We start from the raw sequence: 14,127 nt of genomic DNA on the forward strand, positions 1-14,127 counted from the left end.
GCGGGAGTGCCCTCCCCCGAGTCGCCGCCGATCGCGCCGCCACCCGACCACGAGGCCCGCACCCTCCTCGTCTCGCTCTCCGGTCCCGACCGCCCCGGGGTGACCAAGGCGGTCTTCGAGGCCGCCTCCACGGTCGGCGCCGACGTCCTCGACGTCGAGCAGGTCGTCGTCCGCGGCCACCTCGCGCTCTCGGTGCTGCTCGCCCCCGTCCACGACGAGAACGTGCTCACCGACCGGCTGACCCGGGCCGGACAGTCGATGGGGATGCACGTCGCCCTCGTCGCCGGGCGTGGCGACAACCGCCCACGGCGCACCGGGCGAGCGGCCGTCGTCGTCATGGCCGCTCCGCTGGAGACCCGGCACGTCGCTGCCGTCGCGACGGCCGTCGCCGGACACGGGGCCAACATCGACCGCATCCGGCGCCTGTCGAGGTGGCCGGTCACGACCGTCGAGCTCGACGTGTCCGGTGCCGACGTGCCGGCACTGCGCCGGGACCTCGCGCTCGTCTCGGCGAGCACAGGGTGCGACGTCGCGGTGGCCCCGGCCGGGCTCGCCCGACGCGGCGGCCGGCTCGTCGTCATGGACGTCGACTCCACGCTCATCCAGGACGAGGTCATCGAGCTGATCGCCGAGCACGCGGGAACGGCGGCCGAGGTCGCCGCCGTCACCGAACGGGCGATGCGCGGCGAGCTCGACTTCGCCGAGAGCCTGCACGCGCGGGTCGCGACGCTGGCCGGGCTGCCCGTCTCGGTGCTCGACGAGGTGCGGGCGGCCGTGCGGCTCACCCCGGGGGCCCGCACGCTGGTCCGGACCTTGAAGTCGCTCGGGTTCACCGTCGCGCTGGTCTCCGGCGGGTTCGCCGAGGTGGTCGAGGCGGTGGGCGCCGACCTCGGCGTCGACCACGTGCGCGCCAACCGGCTCGAGGTGGTCGACGGCGTGCTCACCGGACGGGTCGTCGGCGAGGTGGTCGACCGGGCCGGGAAGGCCGCCGCCCTGCGCGAGTTCGCGGCGCTCGAGGGGCTGCCCCTCTCCCGCACCGTGGCCATCGGGGACGGGGCGAACGACCTCGACATGCTCGGTGCCGCCGGCCTCGGCGTCGCCTTCAACGCCAAGCCGGTGGTGCGCGAGCAGGCCGACACCTCGGTCAACGTGCCCTACCTCGACACGGTGCTCTTCCTCCTCGGCGTCAGCCGCGAGGAGATCGAGGACGCCGAGACGGCCGAGCCGGTCGGACCGCCCGGGACCTGAGACTCAGGCCCCGATGGCGTGGTACCCGCCGTCGACGTGGAGCATCTCGCCGGTCGTCGCGGGGAACCAGTCCGAGAGCAGCGAGACGCAGGCGCGGGCCGTGGGCACCGCGTCGTTGACGTCCCAGCCGAGCGGGGCCCGGGCGCCCCAGGCCTCCTCGAACTGCTCGAAGCCGGGAATCGACTTGGCCGCCGTCGTGCGGATCGGGCCGGCCGCGACGATGTTGCAGCGCACGCCCTTCGGGCCGAGGTCGCGCGCGAGGTACCGGTTCGTCGACTCGAACGCGGCCTTGGCCACGCCCATCCAGTCGTAGACCGGCCAGGCGAAGCGGGCGTCGAAGGTCAGGCCCACGACGCTGCCGCCGTCGGGCATCAGGGGCAGCGCGGCCTTGGCCAGGGCGGCCAGGGAGAAGGCCGAGACGTGCACGGCGGTCGAGACGTCCTCCCAGGTGGCCTCGAGGAAGTTGAACGCCCCCTGCGGGGCGAAGCCGATGGAGTGCAGCACCCCGTCGAGGTGCGGCACGTGCTCGCGCACCCGGTCGGGGAGGGCGGCGAGGTCCTCCTCGTTCGTCACGTCGAGCTCGATGACCGGCGGCGTCTGCGGGAGCCGCCGGGCGATGGCCGTCGTGATCTTCGTCGTGCGGCCGAACGAGGTCAGCACGACCTCGGCGCCCTGCTCCTGGGCGATCTTGGCGACGTGGAAGGCGATGGAGGAGTCCATGAGGACCCCCGTGATGAGGAGCTTCTTGCCCTCGAGCAACATGACAGGCCTTTCGGTGGTGAGGTCGGTCGTGGTGGGGTCGGACGTGGTGTCGTCGTGGGGGTCAGTGGCCCATGCCGAGGCCGCCGTCGACGGGGATGACGGCGCCGGAGACGTAGGCCGCCTCGGGTGAGGCGAGGAAGCGGACGACGCCGGCGACCTCGTCGGTGGTCGCGAACCGGCCGGCGGGGATGGCCGCCTTGTAGGTCTTCTGGGTCTCCTCGGGCAGCGCGGCCGTCATGTCGGTCTCGATGAACCCGGGCGCGACGACGTTGGCGGTGATGCCCCGGCCGCCGAGCTCGCGGGTGACCGAGCGGGCCAGCCCGACGAGGCCGGCCTTGCTCGACGCGTAGTTGGCCTGCCCCGGCCCGCCGTAGAGCCCGACGACGCTCGACACGAGGATGATCCGGCCGCGGCGCAGGCGGATCATCCCCTTGCTCGCGCGCCGCACGCAGCGGAAGGCGCCGGTGAGGTTGGTCTCGAGGACGGCGTCCCAGTCCTCGTCGCTCATCCGCATGAGCAGGCCGTCCTTGGTGATGCCCGCGTTGGCCACGAGCACCTCGACCGGTCCGCCGAGCTTCTCCTCGGCCTCGGTGAAGGCGGCGTCGACGCTCGCGGTGTCGGTGACGTCGCAGCGAACCCCCTCGAGGCCCTCCGGCGGCTCGCCGCTGCGGTGGGTGACGACGACCCGGTCGCCGGCCTCCGCGAAGGAGCGGGCGATGGCCAGGCCGATGCCGCGGTTGCCGCCGGTGACGAGGACGGTACGGGGCTCGCTCATGCTGTCGAACCTAGTGGACTACCCGGCGGTAGGTCGGCAGCCCCGGACGTAGGGTGAGGAGGTGCCCACGACCCGCCACCACCCCACCGACGCCCAGTCGGTGACCACGGCCGCGGAGTCGCGCGAGGCCGAGCAGCGGACCCGGATGCGGCACTACCTCGCGACGATGTCGGTCCGCACGGTGTGCTTCGTCCTCGCCATCGTCGTCCAGGACTGGTACCGGTGGATCTTCGCCGCCGGCGCCGTCATCCTGCCGTTCATCGCGGTCGTCGCGGTCAACGCCGTGGCGCCGCGGGTGCGGGGTCGGGCCCGGATGGCCACGCCCACCGTCGACGACACCCCGCTGCTCACCGAGCGGCCGTTCGAGCAGGTGCCGAGCACGGTGAGCCACCGCGAGGACGAGCCCCGGGGCTGAGCCCGCTCAGCCGCCGATGGCCGACATCGGCCGGTCGGGCTGCTCGAAGTCCGGGCGGTCGATGCCGTGGCCGGGCTTCTTGGCCCACATCTCGCCGATGACGAGGTCGGCCAGCTCGGTGTCGGTGGCCCCGTCGCGCAGCGGCCCCCGCAGGTCGACCTCGGAGCGGGCGAAGAGGCAGTTGCGCAGCTGCCCGTCGGCGGTGAGCCGGACCCGGTCGCACGCGGCGCAGAAGGGCGCCGTGACGCTGGCGATGACCCCGACCGTCTCGGGGCCGCCGTCGACGTGGAACAGCTCGGCGGGTGCGCTGCCGCGGCCCTCGACGGGCGTCAGCCGGAACCGCTCGCCGAGCCGCTCGAGGATCTCGGCCTGCGACACCATCTGCGAGCGGTCCCAGGCGTGCTGGGCGTCGAGCGGCATCTGCTCGATGAAGCGCAGGGCGTAGCCCCGGTCGAGGCACCAGCGGAGCAGGTCGGCGACGCCGTCGTCGTTGACGCCGCGCATCGCGACGGCGTTGACCTTGACGGGCGTGAGCCCGGCGTCCGCGGCCGCCTTGAGCCCGGCCGCCACGTCCTCGAAGCGGTCGCGGCGGGTCAGGTCGCGGAACTGCTGCGGGTCGATGGTGTCGAGGCTGATGTTGACCCGGTCGAGGCCGGCCTCGGCGAGCGGGGCGGCGAGCCGGTCGAGGCCCACGCCGTTGGTCGTCATCGCGATGCGCGGGCGCGGCTCGAGGGCGGCGATGCCCTGCACGACGTTGACGAGGCTGCGCCGCAGCAGCGGCTCGCCCCCGGTGAGGCGCACGTTGGTGACCCCGAGGCCGACCATGATGCGCACGAGCCGGACGAGCTCGTCGTCGTCGAGCATCTCCGGCTTGGCCATCCAGTCCAGGCCCTCGGCCGGCATGCAGTAGGTGCAGCGCAGGTTGCAGCGGTCGGTGACCGACACGCGCAGGTCACGCCCGACGCGGCCGAAGCGGTCGAGGAGGCGGGGCTCGGGGAGGTCGGTCATAGGGGGACAGCGTACGTCGACTAGCGTGGAACGGTGCTCCGTCGGCTGGTCTCTCCTCGCTGGTTGGGCGCGTTGGTCCTCTCGGCGCTCTTCGCCGTCGCCGCCTACCACCTGGGCTTCTGGCAGTACCACCGCCACGAGGCCAAGGTCGAGCGCAACGCCCTCCTCGATGCCCACTACCGGGCCGACCCGCTGCCCGTCGCCGACGTCATCACCGGCACCGGTGTGGCGCCCGACGCCGAGTGGACCCGGGTCACCGTGCGGGGCACGTACGTCGAGGGTCCGCTCTTCGTCCGCGGCCGCCCGAACGACGGGGCCGTGGGACTCGAGGTCCTGTGGGCGCTGCGGCCCGCGACCGGCGGCACCGACGTGCTCGTCGACCGCGGCTGGGTGCCGGCCTCGGACCGCGGCGCCAGCGTGCTGCCGTCGGTGCCGCCCGCACCGACCGGCGAGGTGACCGTGGTCGGCTGGGCCCGCCACGGCGAGGCCTCCCCCGGCAGGGCCCCCGCCGCCGGCCAGATCGCCAACCTGTCGGTGCGCGACGCCTCGGTGGCGTTCGGCACCCGCCTGCTGCCGGGGTACGTGCTGCTCGAGTCCGAGGCCGTGCCGGACGGGACGACACCGCCCCGCCCGCAGGCGCTGGCGCCCCCGGACCGCAGCCTCGGGCCGCACCTCGCGTACGCCTACCAGTGGTGGCTCGGGACGATCACCGGCTTCGTCCTCGTCGGGTTCGGCATCCGCCGCGAGGAGCGGCTGGCCCATCCCGAGAAACACCCGCCGAAACCGAAGAAGGTCCGGATCTGGGACGAGGAGGACGGCTGAGCGGCCCGGCTCAGCGCAGGTCGGCCGCCGGGGTGTCGAGGACCTCGCCCAGCTCGTCGTCGAACTGGGTGCGGTACAGCTCCGCGTAGAGGCCGTCGGCGGCGACCAGCTCGGCGTGCGTGCCGCGCTCGACGATGCGCCCGTCGTCGACGACGAGGATCTGGTCGGCGTGGCGCACCGTGGACAGCCGGTGGGCGATGACGAGCGCCGAGCGGTCGCGCAGCGCCTCGTCGAGGGCCCGCTGGAGGGCCTGCTCGGACTCGCTGTCGAGGTGGGCCGTGGCCTCGTCGAGGACGATGAGCCCGGGACCCTTGAGCAGGAGCCGGGCGATGGCCAGGCGCTGCTTCTCGCCACCGGAGAGGCGGTGGCCGCGGTCGCCGACGACCGTGTCGAGGCCGGCGGGCAGCGAGTCGACGAGGGACCACACCTGGGCCGCCCGCAGGGCCGCGACCATCTGCTCCTCGGTGGCGCCAGGGTGGGCGTACTCGAGGTTGGAGCGGATCGTGTCGTGGAAGAGGTGGGCGTCCTGGGTGACGACCCCGACCGCGTCGTGCAGCGACTCCGTGCCGGCCTGCCGCAGGTCGGTTCCGTTGATGCGGATCGCACCCGACGTCGGGTCGTAGAGCCTCGCGACGAGCGAGGTGATGGTCGTCTTGCCGGCGCCGCTGGGCCCGACGAGCGCCACGAGGGTGCCGGGCTCGACGGTGAACGACACGTCGCGCAACACCGGCCCGCTCCCCCGGCGGTCACCGGTGGCGGTCGCCTCGAGCGAGGCCAGTGACACCTCGTCGGCGGACGGGTAGGAGAAGCCGACGTGGTCGACCTCGACGCGGACAGGGCCCTCGGGCACCGGCACGGCGTCCGGGGCCTCGGCGACGAGCGGCTCGAGGTCGAGCACCTCGAAGACCCGCTCGAAGGACACGAGCGCCGTCATGATGTCGACGCGCACGTTGGAGATGGCCGTCAGCGGACCGTAGAGGCGGGCGAGGAGGGCCGTGAGGGCGATGAGCGTGCCGACGGTGAGGCTGCCGTCGACGGCCATGACACCCCCGAACCCGTAGACCATCGCGGTCGCCAGCGAGGCGATGAGGGTGAGGGCGACGAAGAACACCGAGCGGTTGACGGCGATGCGCACGCCGATGTCGCGCACCCGCGCCGCGCGCACCGAGTACTCGGTGTCCTCGACGGCCGGGCGTCCGAAGAGCTTGACGAGCAGGGCACCGGCGACGTTGAAGCGCTCGGTCATCCGGGTGCCGAGGTCGGCGTTCTGCACCATCTGCTCGTGGGCGAGCGACGCGAGCCGGCGGCCCATGAACCGTGCCGGTACGAGGAAGAACGGCACGAGGACCAGAGCGGCGAGGGTCAGCTGCCACGACAGGAGGGCCATCGCGCCGACGATGAGGACGAGGGTGATGGCGTTGCTGACGATGCTCGAGAGCACGGAGGTGAAGGCCTGCTGGGCACCGATGACGTCGTTGCCGAGGCGGGTGACCAGCGCGCCGGTCTGGGCCCGGGTGAAGAAGGCGACGGGCTGGCGCAGGACGTGCGAGAAGACCTCGGTGCGCAGGTCGTAGATGAGCCCCTCGCCGATGCGCGCCGAGAACCACCGCTCGACGAGCGTGAGCAGCCCGCCGAGCACGGCGATGGCGGCCACGAGCAGCGAGAGCCGGACGACGACCCCGGAGTCCTTGGGGTAGATGCCGTCGTCGATGATCGACTTCAGCAGCAGCGGTGTCGCGACGACGAGCACCGACTCGACGACGACCAGCCCGAGGAACCAGGCGATCGCCACCTTGTAGGGCCGGGCGTAACCGAGCACGCGCCGGGTGGTGCCCGGCGTGAGCCGGCGCTCCTTGACGCTGGAGTCGCGGCTCAGGCTGTGGAGGGCCTGCCACCCTTGCATGCTCACCGGTCGTCATCTCCTCGTCGTCGTCGCTCGTCAGTCAACCACCGCGCGCCGACAGGTGTTCCGCAGCCGCGGCGCGCCGTCGTGGGCAGGCCCTTGTGCCCCGACCCGGCCGCGCCGAGGATGACCGCACCACCCCACCGACGCTGGAGGAACCCGTGCCCGAGCCGCTGCGCCACAAGGTCCTGCTCGACGAGGACGAGATGCCGACGCGGTGGTACAACCTCGTGGCCGACCTGCCGACCCCTCCCCCGCCGCCGCTGCACCCGGGCACCGGCCAGCCGGTCGGGCCGGACGACCTCGCCGCGATCTTCCCGATGGACCTCATCGCGCAGGAGGTCACGACCGACCGGTACGTCGACATCCCGGCCGAGGTGCTCGACGTCTACAAGCTGTGGCGGCCCTCGCCGCTGTTCCGGGCGCACCGCCTCGAGAAGGCGCTCGGCACGCCGGCCCGCATCTACTACAAGTACGAGGGCGTCTCTCCCGCCGGGTCGCACAAGCCGAACACGGCTGTCCCGCAGGCGTACTACAACGCGAAGGCGGGCATCCGGAAGCTGACGACCGAGACCGGCGCCGGCCAGTGGGGCACCTCGCTGGCCTTCGCGTGCGCCCAGTTCGACCTCGAGTGCGAGATCTGGCAGGTGCGCGCCTCCTACGACGCCAAGCCGTACCGCAAGATCATGATGGAGACCTTCGGCGGCACGGTGCACCCCAGCCCGTCCGACCTCACCGAGGCCGGACGCGCGATGCTCGCCGCCGACCCCTCCTCCCCCGGCTCGCTCGGCCTGGCGATCAGCGAGGCCGTCGAGGTCGCCGCGCAGGACCCCACCGCCAACTACGCGCTCGGTTCCGTGCTCAACCACGTGCTGCTGCACCAGACGATCATCGGCGAGGAGGCCCTGCTCCAGCTCGCGAAGATCGGCGAGAGCGTCGACCTCATCGTCGGCTGCACCGGTGGCGGCTCGAACTTCGGCGGCCTGACCTTCCCGTTCCTCCGCGAGAAGCTGGCCGCCGGCGGACACGGCCCCGTCATCCGGGCCGTCGAGCCCGCGTCCTGCCCGAGCCTGACCCAGGGCACGTACGCGTACGACTTCGGCGACGTCGCCGGCCTCACCCCGCTGCTCAAGATGCACACCCTCGGCCACGACTTCATCCCCGACCCGATCCACGCGGGCGGCCTGCGCTACCACGGGATGAGCCCGCTCATCAGCCACCTCTACGACCAGGGGCTCATCGAGGCGACGGCCAAGACGCAGAAGGACTGCTTCGCGGCCGGCGTGCTCTTCGCCCGCACCGAGGGCATCGTCCCGGCCCCGAGCCGACCCACGCGCTGGCCGCGGCGGTCGAGGAGGCCATCGCGTGCATCGAGACCGGCGAGGAGAAGGTCATCCTCACGGCGCTGTGCGGGCACGGGCACCTCGACCTGCCGGCCTACGACGCCTACCTGCGTGGCGACCTCGTCGACCACACGTGGGACGACACCGAGCTCCAGGAGTCGGTGGCCCGCGCGCTCACGAGGCTGCCCGCCATCCCCGGCTGAGGGACGATGGCCCGATGACGAGCTGGCAGACCGTCGCGGTCCGGGCGTACCTGCGCGCGACCCGCAAGAAGCGCTACCGCACCGTCGAGGCCGGCCGGCGCAGCATGGCCGTCGCCCTGCCGGCCGCCCCCGTCCCCGACGAGCTGGTGCCGCGCACCACGACCGCACCCCTCGCCGGCGGTGAGGTCGTGACGGTGCGACCCGCCGTCGGGGACGCCGGTGGCGCCGGGGAAGCCCCGCCCGGTGCGCTCGTCTACCTGCACGGTGGCGCGTTCGTCAACGGGATCCAGCCGCAGCACTGGACGCTCGTGGGCCACCTGGCCGACGTGACCGGACGCGAGGTCCACGTCGCCCGGTACCCGTTGGCCCCGGCCCACGACGTCCGCGACGCACGCACCTACCTCTCGGCCCTGCACGAGCGGCTGGCGCCGGTCGGCTCGCTCCACGTCCTCGGCGACTCCGCGGGCGGCACCCTCGCCCTCCTCCACGCCCAGGCGCACGCGGGCGAGGGGTCGGTCGCCGGGCTGACGCTCATCGCGCCGTGGCTCGACCTGTCGCTCGACAACCCGGCCATCGAGGCCGTCGAGCGCCGCGACCCGTGGCTGACGCGGGCCGGGATGCGGCCGATCGCCAGCCACTGGGCGGCCGGGGAGCCGCTCCTCGACCCCCGCGTGAGCCCGCTGTACGGCGACCTCTCCGCCCTGCCGCCGACGCTCGTCCTCGTGGGGTCGCGCGACATCTGCCGGCCCGACTGCGAACGGCTCGTGGCCCTCGCGCCCTCCACGGCCGACCTCACGCTGCACGTCGAGACCGGCTCGCCCCACGACTACCCGCTCCTGCCCACCCCCGAGGGGCGCCGGGGCCGGGACGCCATCGGCGCCCACGTGCTGCGCACCCTCAGCGGGTGAGGGTGACCCGGTCGGTGAAGGTAGACCCGGCGGCCGGGCGGAACCGGGCGTCGAGGCGCCGGCTCGAGACGTCGACCCCGAGGAAGCCGAACGCGGAGTCGCGGTCGCGCGCGCTGACCGCGGCGAAGTAGCGCGCCTCGGAGTCGCCCGCGTGCACGTCACGCAGCTCGTGGCCGCCCGTGCCGACCGTGACGAACGTCGTGCCGCCGGAGGCGACGACGCATCCGGAGTCGTAGCGCCCGGGCACCACGGCCGGGCACGACGGCCCGAGGGCCAGCCGCCTGGTCCGCTGGTACATGTGCTCGTGGCCGGTGACGACGAGGTCGGCCTTCTCGCGCAGGAGGAGGTTCATCAGGTCGGCGCCGGGGTCGCACGCGTAGACACCGACCGACAGGCACGGCTTGTGCATCCCGACGACCACCCACGGGATGCCGGCGGCGCGGGCCGAGCGCAGCGCGTCACGGGTCCAGGCGTAGTGGGCGGTCCCGGAGGCGTAGGACCACGGGCCGTCGCCGAAGTCGAGGGCCGGCGAGAGCATCACGATGCGGGCGAGCGGGTGCTCGGCCGGGACGTCGACGTAGTACTCGCGGCCGTAGCGCCCCACGAGGCCCGGCAGCCGGTTGGGCAGGCAGGCCTCGAAGGCGTCGATGTCGCCGTTCGGGCCGTCGTCCTCGTGGTTGCCGGAGACGATCTCGACGGGGTGGTGCTGCCCCACCGCCGCGGCGACCGTGCGGCACCAGGCCGCCTCTCCCCCGGCGGGTCCGTAGGACAGGTCGCCGACGACGAGCGTGAAGGCGTCACCGTCGGCCCCGATGGCCCGCAGCACGCGCCCGGCGTCCGCCGAGCCACCGACGTCGCCGAGCACCGAGAAGTGCAGGGTGTCGGGTCGTGGGTGCTGGACGGTCGGGGCCGGCGTGGGGCTGAGCGTCGGGGTGGCCCGGACTGCGGGGACGGAGGGGCCGGGCGCCGACGGGGCGTCCGGGGCCGCACAGCCGCCCGCGCCGAGCAGGACGGCGACCCCGGCGGCGAGCACACGACCCCTCATGGCAAGCAGTATGCGCGCCGCGCGCCGTCCCGTCAGCGTGGGACCAGGCAGGGGACGAGGGCCGAGCGCCTCGACTGCTCGACCACCCGGGAGAGGGTGCGGGCCACGAGGTCCACCTCGCCGTCGAGGCGGCGGAAGCGCGGGACCACGGTGCTCTCCAGCCAGCGCCAGCGGTCCTCGAACCGGGTGATGCTGGGGACCGACCGGCTGCGCACCGCACCGGGGAACCCACGCCACAGCGAGTACGCGGGGAACGACGTGAAGTACCGGACCTCCTGGCGCAGTCCGCGCACCTCGAACGTCGTCGTCGAGCCGAGCGAGGCGAGCCGCGCGAACGGGCCCGAGAGGCGGTCGAAGAGCGGCTGGACGACGACGCGCTGCTCGTGCCGCAGGAGCGCCAGGTTGCCGGCCCAGACGAGCTCGAGGGCCTCCCGCCGGGCCGAGGCCGGCGCCTCGTCGTCCTCGAGCACGGCCCGGCCCCGGCTGAGGTCCTCGAAGGCGCCCAGCAGCTCCGCCCGGTCGTGGTCGGGCCCGAGGAGGGCGCTCGTCCCCGCCGACCCGCCGGAGAGGTAGGCCAGGTGCACCCAGCAGATGTCGGCGTAGATCGCGTTGTTGACCTCGCGCAGGATGTTGGCGTCCTCGGTGAGGATCCGCGACCGGCTCAGGCTCCGGGGCAGGTCGACCCAGCCGGTGCCGTCGGCATCGAGGCGGAAGGGGAAGAGGACGCGTCGGACGTGGTGCGAGGCGATGGCCGCCATGGCCGCCCACTTGAGCCCGGTCGGCTGCTGCGCGTGCAGCCACGCGTACCGGGAGGTGATCTCCGCGTTGCGGTGGAACGGACAGCACGGTGGGCTGAGGAGGGCGTCGGCCGCGGCTCGCCAGCCGTCGACGGTGTCGGGTGCCCCGTGCGGGACCAGGTCCTCCAGAGCACCCACGCGCGGCCACCTCCCCGACGTCGCGGCACGAGGAGGACGCGCGACGTCCCGGCCAGTCTCCCGCGCGGACCCGCCCGCGACCGGCCCGGAGACCTTACGGGGCGCTGACGGTCAGGCGAGGGTGACGAGCTCGCGGTAGTCGGCGCTGAAGAGGTCCTCGACGCCGTCCGGGAGCAGGAGGATGCGCTCGGGCGCGAGGGCGTCGACGGCGCCCTCGTCGTGGGTGACGAGGACCACCGCGCCCTCGTAGGTGCTCAGGGCGCCGAGGATCTCGTCGCGGCTCGCGGGGTCGAGGTTGTTCGTGGGCTCGTCGAGGAGCAGCACGTTGGCCGACGACACGACGAGCAGGGCGAGCGAGAGCCGCGTCTTCTCGCCGCCCGAGAGGACCCCGGCCGGCTTGAGCACGTCGTCGCCGCTGAACAGGAAGGACCCGAGCACCTTGCGGACCTCGGTCTCGCCGAGGTCGGGGGCGGCCGACTTCATGTTCTCGAGGACGGTGCGCCCGACGTCGAGGTTCTCGTGCTCCTGCGCGTAGTACCCGAGCTTGAGGCCGTGGCCCGGCTCGACCTCCCCGGTGTCGGGGGTGTCGACACCCGCGAGCAGCCGCAGCAGCGTCGTCTTGCCCGCCCCGTTGAGCCCGAGGACGACGACGCGCGAGCCGCGGTCGATGGCCAGGTCGACGTCGGTGAAGACCTCGGACGACCCGTACGAGCGCGACAGGCCCGACGCCCGCAGCGGGGTCTTGCCGCACGGGGACGGCTTCGGGAAGCGCAGCTTGGCGACCTTGTCGTGGGCCCGCTCGGCCTCGAGGCCGCCGAGGAGCCGTTCGGCGCGGCGCTGCATGTTCTGTGCCGCAACGGTCTTGGTCGCCTTGGCACGCATCTTGTCGGCCTGGGCCATCAGCACGGACGCCTTCTTCTCGGCGTTGGCCCGCTCGCGCTTGCGACGCCGCTCGTCGGTCTCGCGCTGCTGGAGGTAGGCCTTCCAGCCGAGGTTGTACTGGTCGAGCTCGCCCCGGTTGGCATCGAGGTGGAAGACCTTGTTGACGACGACCTCGAGCAGCTCGACGTCGTGGCTGATGACGACGAGGCCGCCGCGGTAGCCCTTGAGGTGGTCGCGCAGCCAGCCGATGGAGTCGGCGTCGAGGTGGTTGGTCGGCTCGTCGAGGAGCAGGGTCTCGGCGCCGGAGAAGAGGATGCGGGTCAGCTCGACGCGGCGGCGCTGACCACCGGAGAGGGTGCCGATCTCCTGCTCGAGGAGGCGCTCCTCGAGGCCGAGCGCGGCGGCGATGCGGGCGGCCTCGGACTCGGCGGCGTAGCCACCGGCGGCGGTGAACTCGGCGTCGAGGCGCGTGTAGCGGCGCATCGCCTTCTCCTGCCGCTCACCCGTCTCGGTGGCCATCGCCTGCTCGGCGGCGCGCAGGTCGCGGACGATGCTGTCGAGGCCGCGGGCGGACAGCACGCGGTCGCGCGCCGAGATGTGGAGGTCGCCGGTGCGGGGGTCCTGGGGCAGGTAGCCGACCTCGCCGGAGCGGGTGATGGTGCCGGCGGCCGGCTGGGTGACCCCGGCGAGGGTCTTGGTGAGCGTCGTCTTGCCGGCCCCGTTGCGGCCGACGAGGCCGATCCGGTCACCGGGGGCGACGCGGAAGGACGCGTCGTCGAGGAGCAGGCGGGAGCCCGCGCGCAGCTCGACGGCGGCAGCGGTGATCACGGGAGGGTCCTTCGGTCGGGGGCGACGCGCGCGGAGGGAGCGACGGTGGTGTCCGGCGGCGCGTGGTCACCCCTAGTCTAAGGCGGGCCGGAGACCGCTCCGGCACCGCGCGAGTCCGGAGGCTGCCGCATGAGCTTCAACGACAACGTCACCCTCGACACCTCCCAGGTGCGCTCCGGAGGTGGCGGGGGCCGCGGTGGGCCCGGCGGCGTCGTCGTCGGTGGGGGCATCCTCGGCATCATCGCCACGCTCATCGCGATGTTCCTCGGCATCGACCCCGGGTCGCTGCCCACCGGCGGCGGCCAGCTCGACCCCGGGCAGGTCCAGGCCGGGGGTACCGAGGACGGCAGCGCCTTCGCCGACTGCAAGACCGGCGCGGACGCCGACCGCAGCGACAAGTGCCGTGTCATCGGGACGGTGAACTCGGTGCAGGCCTTCTGGGGCGACGAGCTCGTGCGCTACAAGCGTGAGTGGCAGCCCACGCAGACCGTGCTCTACGACGGGCAGACCCAGTCGGCGTGCGGCACCGCCAGCAACCAGGTCGGGCCCTTCTACTGCCCGCTCGACAAGCTCGTCTACATCGACGCGAGCTTCTTCGAGGTGCTCACCTCGCAGTTCGGCGCCGACGACGGGGCGCTGGCCCAGGAGTACGTCGTGGCCCACGAGTACGGGCACGCGCTGCAGGACCAGCTCGGGCTGCTCGGGCGGGCCCAGCAGAACCCGCAGGGTCCGGAGTCCGGCGGGGTGAAGACCGAGCTGATGGCCGACTGCCTCGCCGGCGTCTGGGCCAAGCACGCCAGCACCGTGCCCGACGAGGACACGAAGACCCCCTTCCTGAAGCCCCTGACCGAGGCCGACATCCGGTCCGCCCTCTCGGCGGCCGCCGCGGTCGGCGACGACCGCATCCAGCAGGCCTCGTCCGGTCGGGTCAACCCCGAGACGTGGACGCACGGGTCGGCCGCCGCCCGGCAGCGCTGGTTCCTCCAGGGCTACTCGACCGGCGACCTCAACCGCTGCGACACCTTCGCGGTGGCCTCCGTCAACGAGTGA

Annotated in this window: 12 protein-coding genes and 1 pseudogene; 6 read left to right on the forward strand and 7 right to left on the reverse strand. The window is 73.4% G+C overall.

The genetic code is table 11. The features are described from left to right. The first annotated feature begins 6 nt into the window (after positions 1-6). A complete protein-coding gene (gene serB / locus G7075_RS06805) occupies positions 7-1,248 on the forward strand; it encodes a phosphoserine phosphatase SerB (protein ID WP_240917947.1) in 1,242 nt (413 codons plus the stop codon). Positions 1,249-1,251: 3 nt separating this feature from the next. Here serB and fabI read toward each other — a convergent pair whose 3' ends face one another. Together fabI and fabG are read right to left on the reverse strand one after the other, a co-directional pair. Further along, entirely contained in the window at positions 1,252-2,010 is a 759-nt protein-coding gene (gene fabI / locus G7075_RS06810; RefSeq protein WP_166120182.1) for an enoyl-ACP reductase FabI, read from the reverse strand. A gap of 61 nt (positions 2,011-2,071) precedes the next feature. Continuing rightward, entirely contained in the window at positions 2,072-2,785 is a 714-nt protein-coding gene (gene fabG / locus G7075_RS06815; RefSeq protein ID WP_166120185.1) for a beta-ketoacyl-ACP reductase, read from the reverse strand. Between the two features lie 61 nt (positions 2,786-2,846). Between fabG and G7075_RS06820 the strand changes: the two genes are divergently transcribed. After that, positions 2,847-3,200, forward strand: a complete 354-nt coding sequence (locus G7075_RS06820) for a DUF3099 domain-containing protein (protein WP_240917948.1) — start codon at positions 2,847-2,849, stop codon at positions 3,198-3,200. Between the two features lie 6 nt (positions 3,201-3,206). On the opposite strand, the gene moaA is transcribed toward G7075_RS06820, so the two are convergent. Then, entirely contained in the window at positions 3,207-4,208 is a 1,002-nt protein-coding gene (gene moaA, locus G7075_RS06825) for a GTP 3',8-cyclase MoaA (RefSeq protein WP_166120187.1), read from the reverse strand. Positions 4,209-4,241: 33 nt separating this feature from the next. Here moaA and G7075_RS06830 point away from each other — a divergent pair, with 33 nt between their 5' ends. Then, positions 4,242-5,030: an SURF1 family protein gene (locus tag G7075_RS06830; RefSeq protein WP_240917949.1), complete on the forward strand. Its 789-nt coding sequence runs from the start codon at positions 4,242-4,244 to the stop codon at positions 5,028-5,030. 10 nt (positions 5,031-5,040) lie between these two features. Here G7075_RS06830 and G7075_RS06835 read toward each other — a convergent pair whose 3' ends face one another. Then, positions 5,041-6,933, reverse strand: a complete 1,893-nt coding sequence (locus G7075_RS06835) for an ABC transporter ATP-binding protein (RefSeq protein WP_166124267.1) — start codon at positions 6,931-6,933, stop codon at positions 5,041-5,043. Between the two features lie 206 nt (positions 6,934-7,139). Here G7075_RS06835 and G7075_RS06840 point away from each other — a divergent pair. Together G7075_RS06840 and G7075_RS06845 are read left to right on the forward strand one after the other, a co-directional pair. Further along, positions 7,140-8,479: pseudogene (locus G7075_RS06840) on the forward strand (TrpB-like pyridoxal phosphate-dependent enzyme). Between the two features lie 14 nt (positions 8,480-8,493). Beyond that, positions 8,494-9,387, forward strand: a complete 894-nt coding sequence (locus G7075_RS06845) for an alpha/beta hydrolase fold domain-containing protein (protein ID WP_166120190.1) — start codon at positions 8,494-8,496, stop codon at positions 9,385-9,387. On the opposite strand, the gene G7075_RS06850 is transcribed toward G7075_RS06845, so the two are convergent. The 3 genes from G7075_RS06850 to abc-f all read right to left on the reverse strand — a co-directional run bounded on the left by G7075_RS06850 (position 9,377) and on the right by abc-f (position 13,077). Beyond that, positions 9,377-10,432, reverse strand: coding sequence for a metallophosphoesterase (locus G7075_RS06850; RefSeq protein ID WP_166120192.1), 1,056 nt, complete (start codon positions 10,430-10,432; stop codon positions 9,377-9,379). The two genes, G7075_RS06845 and G7075_RS06850, sit on opposite strands and share 11 nt — an antisense overlap. 32 nt (positions 10,433-10,464) lie before the next feature. Beyond that, the gene (locus G7075_RS06855; RefSeq protein ID WP_166120195.1) at positions 10,465-11,367 is read right to left on the reverse strand and encodes a DUF2515 family protein; all 903 of its coding nucleotides are present in this window, start codon (positions 11,365-11,367) and stop codon (positions 10,465-10,467) included. Between the two features lie 111 nt (positions 11,368-11,478). Continuing rightward, the gene (gene abc-f / locus G7075_RS06860; RefSeq protein WP_166120197.1) at positions 11,479-13,077 is read right to left on the reverse strand and encodes a ribosomal protection-like ABC-F family protein; all 1,599 of its coding nucleotides are present in this window, start codon (positions 13,075-13,077) and stop codon (positions 11,479-11,481) included. A 129-nt stretch (positions 13,078-13,206) separates the two neighbouring features. Here abc-f and G7075_RS06865 point away from each other — a divergent pair, with 129 nt between their 5' ends. After that, positions 13,207-14,127 carry a neutral zinc metallopeptidase gene (locus G7075_RS06865; RefSeq protein ID WP_166120200.1) on the forward strand — a complete coding sequence of 307 codons (921 nt, stop codon included), beginning with the start codon at positions 13,207-13,209 and terminating at the stop codon, positions 14,125-14,127.

It is taken from the genome of Phycicoccus sp. HDW14, from assembly GCF_011383005.1.
Lineage (GTDB): Bacteria > Actinomycetota > Actinomycetes > Actinomycetales > Dermatophilaceae > Phycicoccus.

What these genes read in the sequence shown, in the direction of transcription:
- G7075_RS06835 (WP_166124267.1), bottom strand. Translation starts at nt 6,933, where the DNA reads ATGCAAGGGTGGCAGGCCCTCCACAGCCTGAGCCGCGACTCCAGCGTC.
- fabI (WP_166120182.1), bottom strand. Translation starts at nt 2,010, where the DNA reads ATGTTGCTCGAGGGCAAGAAGCTCCTCATCACGGGGGTCCTCATGGAC.
- moaA (WP_166120187.1), bottom strand. Translation starts at nt 4,208, where the DNA reads ATGACCGACCTCCCCGAGCCCCGCCTCCTCGACCGCTTCGGCCGCGTC.
- G7075_RS06850 (WP_166120192.1), bottom strand. Translation starts at nt 10,432, where the DNA reads ATGAGGGGTCGTGTGCTCGCCGCCGGGGTCGCCGTCCTGCTCGGCGCG.
- G7075_RS06845 (WP_166120190.1), top strand. Translation starts at nt 8,494, where the DNA reads ATGACGAGCTGGCAGACCGTCGCGGTCCGGGCGTACCTGCGCGCGACC.
- fabG (WP_166120185.1), bottom strand. Translation starts at nt 2,785, where the DNA reads ATGAGCGAGCCCCGTACCGTCCTCGTCACCGGCGGCAACCGCGGCATC.
- G7075_RS06865 (WP_166120200.1), top strand. Translation starts at nt 13,207, where the DNA reads ATGAGCTTCAACGACAACGTCACCCTCGACACCTCCCAGGTGCGCTCC.